This is a genomic window from Seleniivibrio sp. (assembly GCF_021209385.1).
Lineage (GTDB): Bacteria > Chrysiogenota > Deferribacteres > Deferribacterales > Geovibrionaceae > Seleniivibrio.
The window spans coordinates 127,030-146,120 of sequence record NZ_JAJOIL010000001.1; the positions used below are offsets into that span (position 1 = coordinate 127,030).

The window sequence follows — 19,091 nt, forward strand, 5'->3', positions numbered from 1 at the left end:
TGGATGATTTCCATATGCTTCCGGTCATCGGCGTTTCATATCTCGCAGTGATGTCCACCCTTTCCATTGCCGGCGGAACCCTTTCATTTGCCGTAATCACCCAACGAGCAAAAGGTTTTTCAGGATCATTTTCAAAACTGAACAAAGACACATACATAATAGACGAGAACTTCCTTAAACTCACCAATGACGAATTCAGGGAATTTGCAGTGATGCGGCTGGAGGATAAAACAATTTTCAGCTCACTCGACAAGATGCATGAAATCACCGAAGGAGTGCTTTCCCATACCTCTGAAATATTTGACACTCTGTCTGCAACAGGCTCGGACTTTACCACAGAACTTGCACTGGAGGCTTGCAGCGGCATATTCAATTCAACAGCAAAAGGACTGCCGTCGGACGAGTATCACTATCTACTCAAGCTGGCACTGATCCCATCGTTCAACATGCAGCTTCTCAACCTGATAGACCATACGGGTACCGCAGAAAAACTTATAACAAGACTGAATGAAAAAACAGTTCTGATAAACAGGAACAGAGACGAACAGTACAGATTCAACAGACTTTTCCGCGAATGGCTCCGTGGGGAGGCAATGATAAGACTGGCGGAGAGTGAACGCCGGAATTTTTATGATATGGCGGCTTCATATGAAGAAGAGAAAAAAAACCTCTCTTCCGTAGTGGAATTTCTTATTGCGGCAGAAAGTTTTGACCGCCTCGAAGATTATCTCCAGAAAAACTTTCAGCATCTCATTCTTCAGGAGAACAGAGCGCATCTTGTCGACGTCTTCTCCGAGATACCTGCCGACGTTTTCAGAAACAGGGCATGGATACCTCTAGCATTCGGATATATACTAATCTCCGTTTCACCTGAAAGAACAAAGGACATCTTCCTGCACACACTGGATACCTTCACAGCTTTCGGAAACCGTTCGGGAACTATAATATCCGCCTGCGGAATGTTGATCTATTACTGCGGCGTCGCAGGAGATCTCTCTGAAGGTGAAAAATATTTCGTCAGAATATCGTCTATGATGACAGAAACCTGCGACGAACTGGAAGAACCGCTTAAAATGGTTGTCTGCGCGGCATACGGTCAGGGCTGTATGAATTTCAAAAGCGGACACACAGCTGCGGAATATCTCAACAAATCCCTTGCTATAGCCGAGAGATACAACGCTGAAAACTTTAAACTGTACCTTTATTCGCTGTTAGTTTCGGCATATATGACCATGTGTGAACGGAAGCTGGCGGAAAAATACTGCAATCTTATTTTCCAGAAACTGACCACAGTGAAATATGACAGTTTTATGAAACTCTCCCTTATAAATCTTCTGATTCACCACCTTGCAATGACCGGACAGTTCCATTTCATGCATCTTCTCATGAATATGGTACGCAGCAAATACCGCCTTCATATGGAACACAGTTTCAGGCTGTCCGGTTTTGCCAGCATATGCGAACTTGAATATGCCTTTTCAAGAGGCGACTTTGACTACGCGAAGATGATTTTCAGCAGGCTTCCCGAAACCAATGTAAAAAACATGCCGGATCACATAGCTGCCATACTTCTTAGTTTCAAGGCTATATCCATGGCACGCGAATGTAACGACAACGCGTCTGCTGCTGCTGAGTTATCGGTTAAAACAAGACAGAGCGAAACGAACCCCTTCTTCACAGCCTTTGGCGAAGTGTCGGCGGGAGCCGCCTATACTTTCGCGGGAAACCATAAAAAAGCTATTCTGCACCTCACGAAAGCGGCAAATCAGGAAAAACCTCCGATAAATGAAAATGCGGCAGCCTGCGCCCATGCTTATCTTTCATATCTTTACAACAACATCGGCGACAGAATGCGTGCCAGAGAACACGCAATATTCTGCATACGGCTGATGAAAAAAATAGGCTATACCCATCTCAGCGCTCTTCTGCCGGAAGTGCTTCAGAACACCTGTCTTTACACTGTGAACGAACCTTCCGCATCCTCTTTCGCGGCGGATATAGCCCGTGCAAAAATTGATCTGGCATTCGACAAAAAGATGCGCCCTATCCCCATAATGCACATAAAGGCGCTCACAAGCCTCTCCATCACCGTAGGTCAGAGTCAACTGGACTGCTCAGATATCAGCGTCCTGTTCCGTACGATGCTCGCCATTCTGCTTTCAAGTCACGGATTTTCTATTGATCAGGAGCTGATGCAGGTGTATCTCTGGCCGGAAAGCAGCAAGGAAAACGCGCGGAGAAGTCTCGACAACCTTTTGTCACGTTTCAGAAAACTTTTAACCGATACCTTCACCGGCATCGACCCGAAAAACTATATAACCCTTCAGAACGGGATGCTCAGAATGCATAACATCAACTGCGATCTGGAGAGATTCAACGCACTGATAAAATCCGCATCGGACTACTATTCCCGCGGGGAATACATGTTAACAGCGATTGCCGTTGCAGAGGCGGCAACCATTTACGAAGGCAGATTTTTCGAGGGGCTCACAGAAATTATACCCGTGGACTGCAAGAGAAGTGAAACTGACGCAAGTTTTATAAATATGCTGAAACTGATGAACAGTCTATGGTATTTCCTGCCGGAATGTTTCAATCCGGAGCGTTTTTTCGATACCTTTCTCGACAGTTTCATGCACGAAACCGACATGGTATCCCTTGCGTACAGCTATTACGCGAAGAAAGGCAGAATACAGAAATGCAGGGACATACTGAACAGGTATATTGAATTTCTGAACAAGGAAGGATATTCAAAAACTGAAAAAGCAGAACTGATATATCTGATCAAAACTTCGCATATAAATTAAACAGGAAGAGCATCGGTTTCAAACACCTGCTTCAGAAATGCGGTAACGGCGTTCTTTCCGTACTCAGCCATCTGGGTCTCAAACGAAGAATTGCCGGTGGAGCGCTCTTTGCGTATGCGGCGTTCGATACCTTCTCGCACGCTCTCCTGAACGTCATCCGCAGCACGTTTTGACATATTGCCCAGAATCTCGTGGGCAAGCCGCAGATCGCCCATATACCAGACAACGAAAGCAATATCCTCCTGTTTCATACGGCGCAGAACCTCCTGCACCTTCGGCTTGTTTGAAACAAGTGCGTCCGCCATGACTTTTTTAAGTGCGTCTTTGCCGAGCTTCGGGTTGTCCTGCAATTGCGCCCCAATGAGCGCATGCATGAGCTTCAGCTCCGCCTTTGCAAGCCTCACTGTCACTCTGGAATCAATGCACATTATAAAACTGTCGGAAGTTCCTTCACGCTCTATTGTTATGTTGTTGCTCTCTTCCAGATTGACCTGCATATACGTCTCCGTCTCTTGATACTGCATTATATATCAAAACATTTAAAAAAAAAGAGCATAAATAGTAATCAAAACAAATTATTTTTAAAGTATCGGAAATAGTCTCTTGCATGTGGGCATACTATAAGATAATGTTATGGGGGTTAAGCAATAAGGCGGCGGCTGCCGCTTAACATATGAGGCAAGGATGAAAGAGTATAGAATTTTGCAGGGCGGCATGGGCGCAGGTGTTTCCGACTGGCGTCTTGCCCGCGCCGTGGGAGAAAGCGGTGAAATAGGTGTTGTTTCCGGCACCGCTATGGACGTTATTTTAACACGCAGACTTCAGAACGGTGACAAGGACGGTCAGATGCGCAAAGCACTCGCCGCATTCCCTATCAGAGAAATAGCAGAAAGAATAATCAGAACTTACTTCATTGATGGCGGCAAAGACGAAAAAGCCCCCTATAAACAAATTGAGATGTACACCATGACACCTTCCAGAGAACTTCAGGAGCTTACCGTTGCGTCAAACTTCTGCGAAGTTTATCTGGCAAAAGAGGGACACAGCAACCCCATCGGAATCAACCTGATGGAGAAAGTGATCCTCCCCAACCTCAGCTCAATCTACGGCGCAATGCTTGCCGGAGTTGACTACATAGTCATGGGAGCAGGCATTCCCAGAGAGATCCCCGCAGTTCTCGACAGCTTCGCAAAGGGCGAAGACGCAAGCCTGCGCCTTTTCGTTGCAGGTGCCGAAAAAGACGAGGACTACAGGATCAGATTCAGCCCGAAAGAGATAATGGGCGAATATCTTACAGAGCTTAAAAGACCTAAGTTCTACGCCATAGTTTCATCAAACATTCTGGCGACAACAATGGTTAAAAAGACAAAACCCGCTGTTGACGGGCTTGTTATAGAACACAACTCAGCAGGCGGTCACAACGCTCCCCCCAGAGGCGGAATAGAGCTTGATGCCAACGGTGAACCCATCTATACGGAAAAAGACGAAGTGGAACTGGACAAGGTTCAGTCACTGGGTGTTCCTTTCTGGCTGGGCGGTTCATGGGGCGAACCCGGTAAACTGAAAGCCGCAATAGCCGCAGGCGCACAGGGTATTCAGGTTGGAACCATCTTTGCCATGTGCAGAGAATCCGGTTTTGTGGACAGCATTAAAAAAGCGATAATACAGCATATCCCCGACGTTTTCACCGACCCGAAAGCCTCCCCAACGGGATTCCCTTTCAAAGTAGCGAAAATTCAGGATACCCTTTCCGAGCTTGAGACATATCTGAAAAGACCCAGAATATGCAACCTCGGTTACCTGCGCTCACTCTATAAAAAGGCTGACGGTTCAATAGGCTATCGCTGTGCAGCGGAACCCGTTGACGCTTACATCGCAAAGGGCGGGCTTAAAGAGGAAACAGAGGGCAGAAAATGCCTCTGCAACGCTCTGGTGGCTAACATCGGACTGCCAACGATATATAAAAGCGGATACATTGAACACTATCTTATAACTGCCGGCGATACGCTGAAAAAGATAGGGGATTTCATAAAAGACGGCAGAGACAGCATCTCCGCCGCCGAGATAATAGAAATCCTTCGCAGCGATCTTGCACCTTCAAAGGCATAAACCTTGAGCGGGTTTGCCGCCGATACCTGCGGTTCAGACCGCTATGCAGTGATCTTCACATCCAAGCGCACCGAAGGTGACAAGGGATATGAGAACACAAGCAACCGTATCGTTGAACTGGTATCGCACTTCAAAGGCTTTCTGGGTGCGGAAAGTGTTCGCGGTGCCGACGGATTCGGGATAACCGTTTCCTATTGGGACAGCCTTAAAAGCATTGAGGAATGGAAGAACAATGCCGAACATGCAAAGGCGAAGCAGAGCGGGATAAACGAGTGGTATGAAGAATACCGCATCCGCATATGCAGAATAGAAAGCGAAACATCATTTACAAAATAACAGAAGAAGGCGGTCGGCTGACCGCCTTTTTTTTATGCACCTATACAAAGTCCCATTTTTTCGCAAAGACCGGACACATCCTTATTCTTAAGAACAGCCTTATTCTTTCTGGCAAGTTTTTTCGCTTCATAAAGAAGTCCTGTGAGCTGCCAGCGGTCAAGGTGTATCCCCTCCTGCGCAAGCATATGCTCCAGAACGTGCAGTCCGGACTGATTGCCGAAAACTATATTGCGTTTCATGTCCAGCTCTTCTGGATCGAAAGCTTCGTAATTTTTAGGATTTTTCAGCACGCCGTCGGTATGTATTCCCGATTCGTGGGTGAACATATATTCACCGATAACTGGACGCTGGGGATCAACGTGTCTGCCTGCCGCCTGTGCCACATATTCGGAAAGAGGACGAAGATGTTTGGTGTTGAAAGTGTCCTGATTTCCGTAGACGTGGCGCGCCGCCATTATTATCTCTTCCAGAGGAGCATTGCCAGCGCGCTCGCCAAGTCCCATAACGGTGGTGTTGACGTGTGTGGCGCCTGCCTGAACAGCAGCCAGTGCGTTCGCAGTCGCCATGCCGAAGTCGTTATGGGTATGAACCTCAAGGTCGAGTTTTGTGGATTCGCGGATCCTCTTTGTCATATTATATGTGCGGAACGGGTCAAGTATGCCCACCGTATCGCAGAAGCGGAAACGGGAAGCTCCGTGCGCCTCTATCGTCTGAACGTACTGCTCGATAAAATCGGGATGCGCCCTTGAAGCGTCTTCGCCGCCCACAGAAACATAGAGGTTATATTTTGCGCAATAATCAAGCACCTCTGCTATCTGTTTAAGCACCCACTCCCTTGTTTTGCCCAGCTTCGTTTCTATCTGTATATCCGAAAGGGGCAGTGATATCTCTATTGAGTTCGCACCTGCTATGACCGATGCCTGAACGTCTTTCACAAGCGCACGGTTCCACGCAATGATGCGTGCTTTGAGCCCTAAGTCCATGATGGATGCGAACATTGCGGACTCGTCAGTACCCATCACAGGTATACCCGCCTCTATCTCCTGAACACCGATAGCGTCCAGTCTGCGGGCTATCTCCAGCCTTTCCTTGCGGGTGAACGCCACTCCGGGTGTCTGTTCACCGTCTCTGAGTGTAGTGTCGTCTATAATCATGGTTGCCTCCCTTGCACTGTTACTTGCAAAAGGTGTGCCAATGATTAAAAAACAGACGATTGCACAAGAAATGACCAGATAGAAATGAATCACCTACCCTCTTCTGCAAAGAGTAGTTGGAGGGAATTTACATTTATTATTAATAAAATCCACCCCAACCCTCCTTTGTCAAAGGAGGGAGTAAGAATAAGGATGACTGTGTTCCAATATTTATTATTTCTTGGCACGGTCATTGCTTTCACCAGAGTGTGAGGTGACAAATGGATAGAGACGCAGTTAAAGCTAAAATTGATAAGCACCCCTGCTACTGCAAGGATGCCCACAATAAATTTGCAAGGATACACCTGCCTGTTGCGCCCGCCTGCAACATCCAGTGTAACTATTGCAACAGGAAATATGACTGTTCAAACGAGTCCCGCCCCGGCGTGACCAGCAGTATACTGACACCAGAACACGCCCTTGAAAAGGTCATTATGGTGAAACATTCAATCGAAAATCTCTCCGTGGTTGGCATAGCGGGTCCCGGCGATGCACTTGCGAACCCCGAAGCGACTTTCGAGACGCTGAGACTTCTTAAAACATATGACAAAGAACTTATCCCCTGCATAAGCACAAACGGTCTGGCACTGCCCGACCATCTGGACGACATTGCAGAGCTTAAAATAGGACACGTTACCGTAACCATGAATGCAGTTGACCCCGAGATCGGTCAGAAAATCTACAGCTGGATACACTACAACGACAGGACGTATCACGGTGTCGAGGCCGCCCGCATTCTTATGGAACGCCAGATTGAGGGTATCAAAGGGCTTGTTGAGCGCGGAATACTCGTCAAGGTGAACACTGTTCTTATCCCCGGCATAAACGACGCCCATATAGGTGAAGTTGCCAAAAAGATAAAAGAACTGGGCGTGTTCATCCACAACATCATTCCGCTGATGAGCAAACCCGAATACGGAACAAAATTCGCAAACGACGGCGTACCGGAACCCACTCCGGAGCTTATCGGAAAGGTTCGCTTCCAGTGCGCGGAGATAATGGGCGGATTTGATTCCGTTATGCAGCACTGTCGTCAGTGCCGTGCGGACGCTATCGGCAAACTCGGTCAGGACTGGGATTTCAACAACGTCACAGAAGACGTTAAAGCCGCAGCATCTATGCTTAAAGCACAGGTTATCAACAACAGACGGCACAGCTTTTCAGAGCAGTTCCACAGCGAGTGGAAGGTCAGAACCTATGACCGCAGCAAGATGGTGCTGGTTGCCGTTGCAAGCAATAATCACCGCATGGCTGACATCTCTTTCAAAAACGCAAGAAACTTTTATGTATACGAAGTTTCCGGATGGGGAGCGCACCTGCGCGAGATACGCACACTGGACTATGACAACTCTCAGGCGTGCATAAAACTCTCCGGTCACCTTAAAAACGTCGCGGCTCTCCTTAAAGACTGCGCTGTTATGGTATGTACAGTAGCAGGCAAAAACGCTTTTAACGATATGAACAAAAAAGGAATACTTGTTGACACCAGACAAGCCTACAAAGGTATCGAAGAGGCGGCATGGGAAGCCGGAAGCAAACGTCTCGCCGAAATGAACCGTTCAAAAACGGCATAGCGGAAAGGGGGAATTATTATTATGCAATCAGAACTTACAAACAGAGCAGACATATCCGCACTGCTTAAAAAAGACGGATATAAACTCATCAAAGGCTATGTTGAAGACCTCGACATCGGACATGTCACAGCAAGTATGCAGATACGCTCCGGTCAGCGGCTGGTCTCTCTTCTTCTGCCTGTGAAGGATGCAAAACTTTCGGGAGCAGAGGTGGGCAGACCCATCTATTGCCTGATGAACGGAAAAGACGTTCTCGTTTTCCGCGACATAAACTACATGATGCGGAAAATACTGAATAAATAAAGAAGCTACTGAGGTTTCAGGATGAAACCTCGTGGAATGAGCTAAGACGGATTTATTCGGATTAGCGAATGAAACGTGAGCGCAGGAAGGCTCTGCCGACAGGAGCGTTCACAACATTTTTCTACGATGGAAAAATGTTGTTATCTGATAGGTTTGCGGGGCGTACAAAGAAGGTCTGTCACCCCCACAAAAGATTAATCTTCTTTGTACTTAGGAGGAGTGTTCTGTCCTCCGCCCCGCTTTTTTTTATTATTAATCAGTGGTTCATATAATTGTTTTGTTGTATACTTGAGTATATGCCGAAATGGGCGGGGTATGCTTTGAAGGTAAAAAACAGAACCATTTATATGCTTGTGGGTATCATGCTCTTCATCACAGGTTTTTACCTGTTCGACGAATGGTACCGCTATGAAAAGCATCTTCAGATTCTCCGTCAGGAACATATTTCCATCGTCACAAAGTTTTACGAAAATATACCCAGACGTACTACAGCAATTCTCAAGGCATATGCAAACCTTATCGCAAACGATAATCAAGTCATTAATGCATACGCAGAGGGCAACAGAGAGGTTCTGAACGATCAGCTCAAGCCTTACGTTGTGCTGCTTGAAAAATCATTTCCGGGGTCAACTGTTGTACTCACTTTCCATACATCAGGCGGCAAAGTGTTTCTGAGAACCCTTGACCCGAAAAAATTCGGCGATAAAAGCACCGACTACCGCCCCATGCTTAAAACAGTTCTTAAGACTGAAAAACCGCTTTCAGGGCTTGAAGTCTGCACAAAACTGGTCGGTCAGAGGTTTATGACTCCTTTAAAAAGCGACGGAAAAGTAATAGGCGTTATAGAGGTCGGAGCTGATCTGAATTTTGTTGCGCAGAGAGTAGCAGGCATATCCAACATCAAAAGCGTAATAACCGTTAACAGGGACGTTGCAAAGCTTCTGAGCATGAAAACGGACGGGCTTGATCAGACAGTATATTTCAACAATAGCAAAGTTCCGATGGGGCTGATGCTGAACGGCGGCAATCTGAAAGATTCCGTTAATACCGCAGACGGTCGCTATGAGATAGTCAAAGGATTTAAACTTTACGACTATTCAGGAAAGAACGTCGGCAGTTTCATATTTATCTCAAAATCAGGCGGGATGGAAGAATGGATGCAAAGCCATTTTTACAACGTGCTGATAATCTGTGCAGCGGGACTGCTTCTCATCATTTATGTGGCGCGCAAAGGCTTCATAGACTCCATAGCTGAACTTGAAAAAGAACATGAAACGGTGCTCAAAGAGCTTAAAGAGATCAACACCGGACTTGAGGAACGCATCCGCAAAGAGGTTGAGAACTGTCGTACCAAAGACCAGATAATAAATCAGCAGCAGAAGATTGCGGATATGGGGCTTATGCTCTCCGCCCTCGCCCACCACTGGCGGCAACCGATTAACGCGGTTGGACTGTATGTGCAGGATCTGTCCGAGGCATACAAAAGCGGCGAACTGAACATACAGTATATCGAGGAATTCGAGAAAAAAAACATGAATCTGCTGAATAAACTCTCAGAATCTATTGACAAGTACAGAACCTTCTTTGAACCCAGTGTCGAAAAGGAGAGCTTTGAGGTAATAGACATCCTGCGCGAGATAGGAGAGATACTAAGCGCCACACTGGCAACACAGAATATAAAACTGATGGTAAGCTGCAAATGCTCCCAAAAGGAATTTGAATGTATCTTCCTTGAAAGGATGCCGGAATGCGAATTCGGAAACACCCGCATAACAGGCTTTCTGAACGAGTTTAAGCAGACGCTTCTGAACATCATATACAACTCTGTTGACGCCATCAAAACAAGATACGCGGAAGAGAACGGATCTTCCGACGGGCTTATCATGGTGAACATCGGCGTTGAGGGTGAAATAATCAGGATAATCGTGACAGATAACGGAACTGGCATACCTGATGACGTTATAGACAAGATATTCAACCCCTTCTTCACAACCAAGGAGGCGGGCAAGGGAACCGGCATCGGTCTTTACATGGCAAAGACCGTCATAGAGAAATATATGTGCGGCACTTTGTCCGCAAGAAACAACGGAAGAGGGGTCACAATGGAGATCACTCTGCACAAAAGCGCCCAATGCTTGTAATTTTTCGGTCAAAATATTAAAAAAACCTTTTCTTATTTTAAAATCTGTTGAATACTGGCAGGTTCAAATTTTTTCAGGTGTAAAATGTCAAAACAAAGAAACGAGAAGCTAAGAAATATAGCTATCATTGCTCACGTTGACCACGGTAAAACAACGCTGGTCGATACGCTGTTCAAACAGAGCGGACTTTTCCGCGAGGAACAGCAGGTTGAAGACAGGCTCATGGACAGCATGGACCTTGAACGCGAAAGAGGTATCACAATCTCCGCTAAAAACTGCGCAGTTCGCTGGGGAGACGTTAAGATAAACATCCTCGACACCCCAGGTCACGCCGATTTCGGCGGTGAAGTTGAGCGTGCACTCTCTATGGTTGACGGTGCGATACTCCTTGTGGACGCTTCCGAAGGTCCCCTGCCCCAGACAAGATTCGTCCTCGGAAAAGCTTTCGAGGCGGGTCTTAAAATCATCGTGGTGGTGAACAAGATCGACCGTCAGGATGCAAGACCTAACGAAGTTCTGAACGAGGTATACGACCTGTTCATCGATCTGGGCGCTGATGATGAGCAGATAGAATTCCCCGTTTACTATGCAATAGGACGCGAAGGTATCTGTCAGAAAACCCTTGAGGAACGCGGAACAGACATGAAACCGCTTTTCGAGGCTATCGTCAGCGAAATACCCGCTCCCGAATATGACGACGAGGAACCTTTCCAGATGCTCGTCAGCGACCTTGGCTACTCCGATTATCTCGGCAGGCTCGCCATCGGTAAGGTCATCAACGGTTCCGCCAAGGCGAACGAATCCCTTGTCCGCATCGGTGCTGAGAACACAGCATCCCTGCGTGTAAGCAAACTTCAGATATACGAAGGTCTCGGTACGAAAGAGGTGGATTTTGCCGAACCCGGCGAGATAATCGTTCTCTCCGGTATCGAGGACATCGCCATAGGCGACACCATCTGTACAAAGGAATCACCCAAAGCACTGCCCAGAATAACCGTGGACGAACCCACAGTGTCCATGAAGTTCAGCCCCAACACAGGTCCCCTCGCAGGACGTGAAGGCAAACTGGTGCAGTCCAACAGAATTAAAGAAAGACTTCTTAAAGAAACACTTAAGAACGTTGCGATAAAAGTTGAGGAAAGCCCCGACAAAGAGAGCTATATCGTTAAGGGACGCGGCGAATTTCAGATGGCTATCCTGCTCGAAACCATGCGCCGCGAAGGTTTTGAAGTGTGCGTGGGCAGACCCGAAGTTATCTGTAAAACAATTGACGGCGAACTCTGCGAACCCATCGAACACCTCTTCATCGACTGCGAAGAGATATTCGTCGGCGTTATCACTGAAAAACTCTCCATCCGTAAAGGACGCATGATAAATCTTGTGAACAACGGCACAGGCAGAGCGAGAATTGAATTCTCAATCCCCAGCCGCGGGCTTATCGGATATCGTGACGAGTTCCTCTCCGACACCAAAGGTACCGGAATAATGAACTCGCTTCTGCTCGGTTATGAACCCCACAGAGGCGATATACCCAGCCGATTCACCGGTTCCATCGTTGCAGACCGCGCCGGAAAAGGCGTTGCTTACGGTCTCTTCCACCTTGAACCCAGAGGAACCCTGTTCATAGTTCCCGGCGACGTTGTATACGAAGGTATGATCATCGGCGAATACAACAAGGATAACGATCTTAACGCAAACCCCTGTAAAGAGAAAAAACTTACTAACATGAGGGCATCAGGAAAGGACGAAGCTATCATCCTTACCCCCGTTCCTCCCATGACTCTTGAAAGGGCGATACATTTCCTCGCAGACGACGAGATGGTGGAGGTTACTCCCAAGTCCATCAGACTGCGTAAAAAAATACTGTCTCAGCAGGAAAGACACACTGCCAGAGGCAAAGCACTCGGTAAATAAAAAAAGGCGGTCACTTTGACCGCCTTTTTTTTGACCACATATTAATCGTGCCCACAGGGAAGGAAGCGGAAAACAAAACATTTTCCGTTGGTGTCGTCGAAGAACAGGTCTCCGCCGTCGAAATTGGACGCGAGATTCTGTGCGGTGAAAAGCCCTATGCCCTTGCCTGCACCGCAGCCTTTGGTTGAAAAATAAGGCTCGAACAGTCTGTGTTTCACCTCAACGTCAATAGGCGCGCCGTTGTCGCATATCTCTATCTGGGCATACTCGCCTTTTTTCATAAATCGAACGGTGATAAGTCTGTCTTCACCATGTTTTTTTTCAACAAGGCAGTCGTATGAGTTTTTCAGCAGTATCAGTAAAATCTGTTTGAACATGGATTCTTCGCCGTAAACATAGACGTGGCTGAATCCGCAGACATCGTCACAGAAGAACCGTCCCCGCCCGCAGGAATGGAACAAATTCTCTTCTGCTGTCATCTGTATTTCCTCTGAATCTCCACCCATGGCGCAGAGGATATAAACCTCTATGCCGACTGATTCAAATTCCGGTCTAAGCAGTTTCAATGTATCGAACACCATCTCCTTAACATCCATCCTGACCATATTCTCCGCTTTCACTGCGGATGTGAACAGGTCGATGGTCTCGCTCATCTCGCGTACAATCTTAATTGCCTGAACGGAAGCCTCGTCCTCTTCCTGTCTGGTGTTCGCCACCTGAATGGTCTGTATAAGAAGTCCTATATTGTTAAGCGGCTGCCGCCAGTGGTGGGCAACCATACGAAGTATCTCGTTTATGGACGAGCTGCGGGTCTTGTGTATAAGCGCCGCCTCGCTCATCTCCCTTCGCTGCATCTCTGTTTCAAGTTCGGCTATATTTTTGAGTTTTTCATGCCACGCCTTTTTCAGTTCCCGACTGGAAAGCACGATGAGTCTTATAACAAGAGCGGTCACCAGCAGATAAGCCAGTATCGTCAGAAGAGTGAATCTGAGCTGTCTGTTGTGTTCTTTGGCAACGGGAAAGCTGACGCTCATAGCGCCGCGCATATCACCTGTTTTATATTGAGCATATTCGTGACATCTCAGGCAGCTGCCGTTTATAAAAAGCGGAGTCATGTACTCGAAACGGATGTTGTGCAGATTAGTATACTCAAGTCTGGAATACTCTTTTTCACCCGCGCGCATAGCCTTTAACCCCTGTTTTTCCCATCCGTCAGGTGAATTCAGCGGGTTTATCGGTTTATCGCTTATCAGTCTCAAATTCATGCCGGTTGCAATGTTCAGCTCTTTAGACGACATACGCATCATATATGCTGGATTTATGCTAGTAAGATTAAGCCCCTGCTCTGTGATTTCTTTTTTTGTTTCAGAATTATATTTCAGACCGGATAAATTTTCAGATGGTGCATATATGGTGCCGACTTCGGCGCTCCAATAGCCGAATGCGCGGTTCACATCGGTGATATCCCTTGCCTTATTAAGAACACTGGTGCGAAAATTAGAATAACCTTGATACAATTCATAGCAGGAAAGGAGTACGAAAAAAACTAAGGTTATGATTACAAAAGGATATTTATTCATCTGCGATGGTTCCGCTTCCCTTTAAAACGGGACTCTTACGCCCCATTGCTGACATTAATTAATAATATTAGAATATATGGTCTAAAGCAACACGCATTTTGAACGAAGTTTTCCATATTTTAAGCTAATTTTCTCCTTATCCATAGTATAAACATAATTGTTTCAAATCATGCACACAACCTAAGACTATATTATAACATGTCGCAGACCCGTTCTCTCGCTGCTCCTATCTAGACAATGGAGGGATAGAATGAGTATCAGCAGCATAAACAGCCAGAGTTCCGCCCTTTACAGCTATGCCCAGAACAAGCTTTCTTCGGCAAAACAGCAGGGAAACGGCGCGGAATCTTTCTTCAGCAAGGTTGACACAAGTCAGGACGGGACAGTAGACAAGAGTGAACTCCTTGCACTGGTAGACGACATTACGTCCAAAACGGGACAGGATGTGGACACAGAGTCCCTTTTCAGCCAGTATGACACGGACGGTGACGGAAGTTTCAGCGATGATGAACTCCAAAGCCTTGTGCAGTCGGAAGACCTAAAGCCGAAAGGCGCACCCATGGGACCTCCTCCGGCGCAAGAGGACGAGGATGAAAACAGTGACTACAGCTCAGAGAGCATCATAAGTCTGCTGACTTCCATACAGAACAGTCTTTCGGCTCTGCTTTCAGCAGAAGACAGCGAAAGCTCGTCCGATTCATATTTTGACAGCAGCAGTGACTCCGGTACAACAGATTACCTTAGTATGCTCCAGTCGCTTCAATCCGACGATTCGGATGAGTCAACAGGAACAGCTTACTACCAAAGTACAATTGATAAACTCCTTCAGGGATTGTATTCACAGAATTCCTATGAGGCGTAATAACTGAGAAACAGCAGGGAGAATGGTCTGAGACGTTACACAAATGAAAAAGCGGCTCTTCAGCCGCTTTTTCTAAGGCGTGCAAGGAGTACTTTTTAAAGGAGGTTATAAAAGGTATCGTTACCTTTTTCCTTTGAACAAGAATAACACAAGATTGTGGATAAATCATGGAGAAAATGTGTATTTGAACTACCGTTTATATTTTTTGATTGGATTTTGCTGATCCGCAGGGTTATTTTATATCAGGTGATAAATGAAAATAAGACTTTTCTATAAAATATTCGCTTTAACTCTGGTAACAGTAGTCGTAAGCATGTCCATAATGATACTTATGGTGGGTTATTTCGGCTATTTTAATTTCAGAGAGTATCTCATTAAGTCAAAAATACAGGAATTATCATGGCTTACTGATAAACTGGGAGAATATTACGAAACACATGGCAACTTTGATGAGATAAAGGACATAATGGACAACCCTGACAGGGCAATGAACTTTGCCCCTCCTCCTCCGCCACCGCCGCCGGGTTTAGATATTAAAGGTCGCAAAAATTCACCTGGCGATGATATTGAGATGCTGAAAAAGATCTTTCTCACAAAAGACAATAAGCTCAACGTGGCATCTTTCATCCATTTCAGACCCTTTCTGACAATGCTGGACGCTGACAAGAAGGTAATTGTCGGTAAAGAATATAACAGAAATAAAGATGAGTTCGTTTTGTTGCCCATCGAAACACACAAAAAAACCGTAGGTTATTTGGGGGTAAGGAAACCGCCGCAGGTTACATATCCCCTGGCTATCGGTTTTTTGCGGCAACAGCTCAGTATGATGCTTTTCTGTGCGCTGATCATAATAATTCTGACAGGCTTTTTGTCATGGCTCTTCGCAAAGAAACTTCTGGCTCCGGTACCCATGCTGATAAATGCCACACAGAAGCTGGCTTCCAGAGATTTTACTGTTGATATCCGGCAGATGTCCAACGACGAACTCGGAGATCTTGCACTGAATTTCCGCAAAATGGCAAATGATCTGCGGATGTACGAACTGAAACAGAACCGCTGGATATCAGACATATCGCACGAATTGCGTACACCGCTGTCTGTTCTTCTGGGAAATATCGAGGCGATGCAGGACGGCTTAAGAAATACTGACACCGAAACACTGAACATTCTTCACAGTGAAGTGTCAAGATTAATAAAGCTGGTTAACGAACTCCATGAAATAACTATGGCGGAGTCGGACAATATGCAGTTCAACTTCGTTTCTGTCAATGTGCGTCAGATAGTTGAAGACACTGTAGACCTTTATAAAAGCCGTGCGGAAGAGTTCGGTTTTCAGCTGCGCACAATGATAAAGTGCAACAGCAAACTTGTGCGTGCCGATGTTTCAAGGCTCAGACAGGTTCTCATAAATATTATGGAGAACTCTTTGAAGCATGGTAAGAGTCCTGGCATAATCTTCATTTCCTGCATCGAAAATGAGAACGGAGTCGGGATAACCATTGAAGACACAGGACCGGGCGTTTTAGAAGGACAGCTTTGCATGCTTTTCGACAGACTTTACCGCGCCGACACTTCAAGAAACAGACAAACAGGAGGCAGCGGGCTTGGGCTTGCCATTTGTAAATATATTATTGAAAAACACAGAGGCGCCATAAATGCCGTAACCGGCAGCATGGGCGGTCTCAGAATTGAAATAAATCTCCCCGAAGAGGAAAAAAATGAATAAGAAAGTGCTTATTATTGAAGACGAATCTCAGATAGCATCTATACTGCAGGACTACTTTCAACAATCCGGATTTGAGGTGCATACTCTGGATTCCGGCGCAAAGGCGGTGGACACAATAAAAAAACTGGTGCCCGACGCCGTTGTGCTTGACCTTATGCTGCCGGACACGGACGGACTGGAAGTTTGCAGACAGGTTCGCAAGTTCTCAAATGTGCCTATGCTAATGGCAACTGCGAAGGTAGAGGAAATTGACAGGCTGATAGGACTGGAGCTGGGAGCAGATGATTATATCTGTAAGCCATACAGCCCCAGAGAGGTTGTCGCAAGGGTAAAAGCAGTTCTTCGCAGACTCACACCGGAAACGACAGAAGAAGTGCTTACTGCAGGTCCTGTGGTTATACAGCCTTCAAAGTATCAGGTGACTGTAAACGGAAATGATCTGACGCTTACAAGAAGCGAGTTTGAACTCCTTTACATCATGGCGAAACAGCCCGGCAGGGTGTTTTCAAGAACCGATCTCATTGCCAATGTTCACGGTTATGAATTTGAAGGCTATGAGCGCACCATCGACAGCCACGTTAAAAATCTGCGCAAAAAAATATCAGCAGTGCTTAATGACAAAGATGTAATACAGACAGTGTACGGCGTCGGCTATAAATTTGAAACTATATAAGTTCTTCTTTTAAAAGGCTCTGCTCCGCACAGAGCCTTTTTCAATGTTCTCCGTTTTTTTATTCAGGTGCCTAAATAAATCTCTTGACAACTTCAGGTCTCTCATCTATTTTTTTTCATAAGGTACCTAAATAAAAAATGAGGAAAAAATAATGAACAATAATTCCGCTAAAATTCTTTCGGCTTTCATCCGCCTTTCAAGGCTGGTGCACAGAGAAAGCCACAAACACGCACACGATATGCACGACCGCAGAATGCATCACGGGCAGTGGCATCTGCTTTCGCTCATAGCAGAAAACAGCGGTGCGAAGCAATCCGAGCTTTCTGAGATACTTGATATGCGTCCGTCATCTATGACGGAAATGCTTGTCAAACTTGAGCAGTCCGGATTGATTGAGCGCAGACAGGACGAAAAAGATCAGCGCGTAATGCGCGTTTATCTTTCAGAAAAAGGTGAAAAAGCCCTTAAAGCCTCCAAAGCGGCAATAGTTGAAATGTCGGACGCTCTTTTCGGTTCGCTCACAGAGGAGGAACAGACACAGTTTCTGGCTCTGATGGAAAAACTTACTGCGAACCTTGAAGACAAAGGCGGCAATCTTAATCTTGATGATCATATCGGACATCACCACGGAGGTCGCTGCGGGCGCGCGAATCATGACATGCACCACGCAGGCGAAAACGACGGGGGATTTTTCAGCAGAAAATGCAGAAGGGAAAGAGAATGAGTGTAGTTATAACAGACAGCTGCTCTGCATGCGGCAAATGCATGGAACAATGTCCTGCCGAAGCTATTGTTAAATCGGCAGAAGGTTATGCAGTTGACACCGGAAAATGCACAGGATGCGGATTATGTATTGATATTTGCCCGGCAGGTGCAATCCTCAGGACAGCTGAGGACATAAAACAGCCGACTACTAAACACATCAGAAAACACCATGGACAAAAAATACACTACAGAAATGGAAGTTTTCTTTCCAGACTTGTTCACAGACTTCATCTTTAGTGTCGGGGTTAGTGCATAACCCCGACAAACAACACGGGGAATTAAATACGGATCAGAAATCTCCGATCCGTTTTGCATTCTCCAATGCCTTCGCGGCAAGGGTTTCACCCTCTTCCACCACCTCTTCAAGCGTAGAAAACCCGAATTTATGGGCATTGCGGTGGAATTTTTGCAGGAAAATATAGTCCTCGTAAACCAGAAGAGCCCTTCCGAAGCCTTCGGTGTTGATATCCAGAACAGTTATGACCATCTTTCCGCACTGTTCCTCAACGTAGAGAGCAACAGCTTCGTAATAAAGGCGTATTTTTGCCACAGTCTCCGGAGAGATAGCGGCAAATGCATCTATTTTCTTCTTGTCCTCCTTTGTGAGGACATAGTATCTGGTCATAAGCGTATCGTCCGCCACGTTCTTCCATATATTGTGCGGATCATGGGAACGGATCTTTGTTATAAGTACGTCCTTGAAAGCTTTCGACATAAAAAAATCCTTATTCCGGCTGTCTGTCTCTGTACAGTGCTTTTTTAAGCCACGGTGCAGGATTTCCGCCCAGTGTTGTCTTGAGATTCTCAAGTATCTCAGCGATCGGCACGGGATCGTTCACTTTGACGGGGTGTATCTTATTCTTTATGACGTGCGCAGCCGCGGGACCGCCTATCTGTGCTACATAAAGTATTGCGCAGTCTGAAAGCTTCTCAGCTTTAGAACCTGTGTCGAGCTTATGTTCGACGCCCTCCTCCTGTTCTGCGAATTCACGCACTTCGCTTAAGGAGTATGACTTTTCGTCTATCTCATAGATTGCAACTTTTGTCGCTCTGCCGTAATGCTCGTCAACTGTCTTAAGATCGTTTGTACAAAAACCGATTTTCATAA

At 46.3% G+C, this 19,091-nt stretch carries 17 protein-coding genes; 12 read left to right on the forward strand and 5 right to left on the reverse strand.

Annotation, left to right across the window (positions count from 1 at the left end; translation table 11 throughout):
- Positions 1 to 14: 14 nt before the first annotated feature.
- The gene (locus tag LRY47_RS00605) at positions 15 to 2,807 is read left to right on the forward strand and encodes a hypothetical protein (RefSeq protein WP_295221430.1); all 2,793 of its coding nucleotides are present in this window, start codon (positions 15 to 17) and stop codon (positions 2,805 to 2,807) included.
- Here LRY47_RS00605 and LRY47_RS00610 read toward each other — a convergent pair.
- The gene (locus tag LRY47_RS00610; RefSeq protein WP_295221433.1) at positions 2,804 to 3,304 is read right to left on the reverse strand and encodes a hypothetical protein; all 501 of its coding nucleotides are present in this window, start codon (positions 3,302 to 3,304) and stop codon (positions 2,804 to 2,806) included. The two genes, LRY47_RS00605 and LRY47_RS00610, sit on opposite strands and share 4 nt — an antisense overlap.
- A 187-nt stretch (positions 3,305 to 3,491) precedes the next feature.
- On the opposite strand from LRY47_RS00610, the gene LRY47_RS00615 reads away from it, so the two are divergent.
- Complete coding sequence (locus tag LRY47_RS00615; protein WP_295221435.1) at positions 3,492 to 4,916, forward strand: nitronate monooxygenase; 1,425 nt, start codon at positions 3,492 to 3,494, stop codon at positions 4,914 to 4,916.
- Positions 4,917 to 4,919: 3 nt separating this feature from the next.
- Entirely contained in the window at positions 4,920 to 5,252 is a 333-nt protein-coding gene (locus LRY47_RS00620) for an antibiotic biosynthesis monooxygenase (RefSeq protein WP_295221438.1), read from the forward strand.
- Positions 5,253 to 5,284: 32 nt separating this feature from the next.
- On the opposite strand, the gene nifV is transcribed toward LRY47_RS00620, so the two are convergent.
- Positions 5,285 to 6,406 carry a homocitrate synthase gene (gene nifV / locus LRY47_RS00625; RefSeq protein ID WP_295221440.1) on the reverse strand — a complete coding sequence of 374 codons (1,122 nt, stop codon included), beginning with the start codon at positions 6,404 to 6,406 and terminating at the stop codon, positions 5,285 to 5,287.
- Positions 6,407 to 6,666: 260 nt separating this feature from the next.
- On the opposite strand from nifV, the gene nifB reads away from it, so the two are divergent.
- From nifB to typA, 4 genes are all read left to right on the forward strand, one after another.
- The gene (gene nifB, locus LRY47_RS00630) at positions 6,667 to 8,019 is read left to right on the forward strand and encodes a nitrogenase cofactor biosynthesis protein NifB (RefSeq protein ID WP_295221441.1); all 1,353 of its coding nucleotides are present in this window, start codon (positions 6,667 to 6,669) and stop codon (positions 8,017 to 8,019) included.
- A 21-nt stretch (positions 8,020 to 8,040) separates the two neighbouring features.
- Positions 8,041 to 8,322: a hypothetical protein gene (locus LRY47_RS00635; RefSeq protein WP_295221442.1), complete on the forward strand. Its 282-nt coding sequence runs from the start codon at positions 8,041 to 8,043 to the stop codon at positions 8,320 to 8,322.
- Between the two features lie 320 nt (positions 8,323 to 8,642).
- Positions 8,643 to 10,463: an ATP-binding protein gene (locus tag LRY47_RS00640; RefSeq protein WP_295221444.1), complete on the forward strand. Its 1,821-nt coding sequence runs from the start codon at positions 8,643 to 8,645 to the stop codon at positions 10,461 to 10,463.
- Between the two features lie 84 nt (positions 10,464 to 10,547).
- A complete protein-coding gene (typA, locus tag LRY47_RS00645; RefSeq protein ID WP_295221446.1) occupies positions 10,548 to 12,377 on the forward strand; it encodes a translational GTPase TypA in 1,830 nt (609 codons plus the stop codon).
- Between the two features lie 41 nt (positions 12,378 to 12,418).
- Here the strand turns inward: typA and LRY47_RS00650 are convergent, their stop codons facing one another.
- Positions 12,419 to 13,894 carry a DUF3365 domain-containing protein gene (locus LRY47_RS00650; RefSeq protein ID WP_295221448.1) on the reverse strand — a complete coding sequence of 492 codons (1,476 nt, stop codon included), beginning with the start codon at positions 13,892 to 13,894 and terminating at the stop codon, positions 12,419 to 12,421.
- A 313-nt stretch (positions 13,895 to 14,207) separates the two neighbouring features.
- Here LRY47_RS00650 and LRY47_RS00655 point away from each other — a divergent pair, with 313 nt between their 5' ends.
- From LRY47_RS00655 to LRY47_RS00675, 5 genes are all read left to right on the forward strand, one after another.
- Entirely contained in the window at positions 14,208 to 14,819 is a 612-nt protein-coding gene (locus LRY47_RS00655) for an EF-hand domain-containing protein (RefSeq protein ID WP_295221450.1), read from the forward strand.
- A 253-nt stretch (positions 14,820 to 15,072) separates the two neighbouring features.
- Entirely contained in the window at positions 15,073 to 16,545 is a 1,473-nt protein-coding gene (locus tag LRY47_RS00660) for an ATP-binding protein (protein WP_295221452.1), read from the forward strand.
- Complete coding sequence (locus tag LRY47_RS00665) at positions 16,538 to 17,218, forward strand: response regulator (protein ID WP_295221454.1); 681 nt, start codon at positions 16,538 to 16,540, stop codon at positions 17,216 to 17,218. Before LRY47_RS00660 ends, LRY47_RS00665 begins: the two co-directional genes overlap by 8 nt.
- Before the next feature lie 151 nt (positions 17,219 to 17,369).
- Positions 17,370 to 17,942 carry a MarR family transcriptional regulator gene (locus LRY47_RS00670; protein ID WP_295221457.1) on the forward strand — a complete coding sequence of 191 codons (573 nt, stop codon included), beginning with the start codon at positions 17,370 to 17,372 and terminating at the stop codon, positions 17,940 to 17,942.
- Positions 17,939 to 18,220 carry a 4Fe-4S binding protein gene (locus LRY47_RS00675; protein WP_295221459.1) on the forward strand — a complete coding sequence of 94 codons (282 nt, stop codon included), beginning with the start codon at positions 17,939 to 17,941 and terminating at the stop codon, positions 18,218 to 18,220. The genes LRY47_RS00670 and LRY47_RS00675 overlap by 4 nt, the downstream gene beginning before the upstream one ends.
- 52 nt (positions 18,221 to 18,272) lie before the next feature.
- Here the strand turns inward: LRY47_RS00675 and LRY47_RS00680 are convergent, their stop codons facing one another.
- Both LRY47_RS00680 and nifX read right to left on the reverse strand, forming a co-directional pair.
- Positions 18,273 to 18,698 carry a DUF269 domain-containing protein gene (locus LRY47_RS00680; protein ID WP_295221462.1) on the reverse strand — a complete coding sequence of 142 codons (426 nt, stop codon included), beginning with the start codon at positions 18,696 to 18,698 and terminating at the stop codon, positions 18,273 to 18,275.
- Positions 18,699 to 18,708: 10 nt separating this feature from the next.
- The gene (gene nifX / locus LRY47_RS00685; RefSeq protein ID WP_295221464.1) at positions 18,709 to 19,089 is read right to left on the reverse strand and encodes a nitrogen fixation protein NifX; all 381 of its coding nucleotides are present in this window, start codon (positions 19,087 to 19,089) and stop codon (positions 18,709 to 18,711) included.
- Between the last annotated feature and the right edge of the window lie 2 nt (positions 19,090 to 19,091).

Excerpts from the sequence above, each read along its gene's own strand:
- LRY47_RS00605 (WP_295221430.1), top strand. The coding sequence starts at position 15 with ATGCTTCCGGTCATCGGCGTTTCATATCTCGCAGTGATGTCCACCCTT.
- LRY47_RS00610 (WP_295221433.1), bottom strand. The coding sequence starts at position 3,304 with ATGCAGGTCAATCTGGAAGAGAGCAACAACATAACAATAGAGCGTGAA.
- LRY47_RS00615 (WP_295221435.1), top strand. The coding sequence starts at position 3,492 with ATGAAAGAGTATAGAATTTTGCAGGGCGGCATGGGCGCAGGTGTTTCC.
- nifV (WP_295221440.1), bottom strand. The coding sequence starts at position 6,406 with ATGATTATAGACGACACTACACTCAGAGACGGTGAACAGACACCCGGA.
- nifB (WP_295221441.1), top strand. The coding sequence starts at position 6,667 with ATGGATAGAGACGCAGTTAAAGCTAAAATTGATAAGCACCCCTGCTAC.
- LRY47_RS00635 (WP_295221442.1), top strand. The coding sequence starts at position 8,041 with ATGCAATCAGAACTTACAAACAGAGCAGACATATCCGCACTGCTTAAA.
- typA (WP_295221446.1), top strand. The coding sequence starts at position 10,548 with ATGTCAAAACAAAGAAACGAGAAGCTAAGAAATATAGCTATCATTGCT.
- LRY47_RS00655 (WP_295221450.1), top strand. The coding sequence starts at position 14,208 with ATGAGTATCAGCAGCATAAACAGCCAGAGTTCCGCCCTTTACAGCTAT.
- LRY47_RS00660 (WP_295221452.1), top strand. The coding sequence starts at position 15,073 with ATGAAAATAAGACTTTTCTATAAAATATTCGCTTTAACTCTGGTAACA.
- LRY47_RS00665 (WP_295221454.1), top strand. The coding sequence starts at position 16,538 with ATGAATAAGAAAGTGCTTATTATTGAAGACGAATCTCAGATAGCATCT.
- LRY47_RS00670 (WP_295221457.1), top strand. The coding sequence starts at position 17,370 with ATGAACAATAATTCCGCTAAAATTCTTTCGGCTTTCATCCGCCTTTCA.
- LRY47_RS00675 (WP_295221459.1), top strand. The coding sequence starts at position 17,939 with ATGAGTGTAGTTATAACAGACAGCTGCTCTGCATGCGGCAAATGCATG.
- LRY47_RS00680 (WP_295221462.1), bottom strand. The coding sequence starts at position 18,698 with ATGTCGAAAGCTTTCAAGGACGTACTTATAACAAAGATCCGTTCCCAT.
- nifX (WP_295221464.1), bottom strand. The coding sequence starts at position 19,089 with ATGAAAATCGGTTTTTGTACAAACGATCTTAAGACAGTTGACGAGCAT.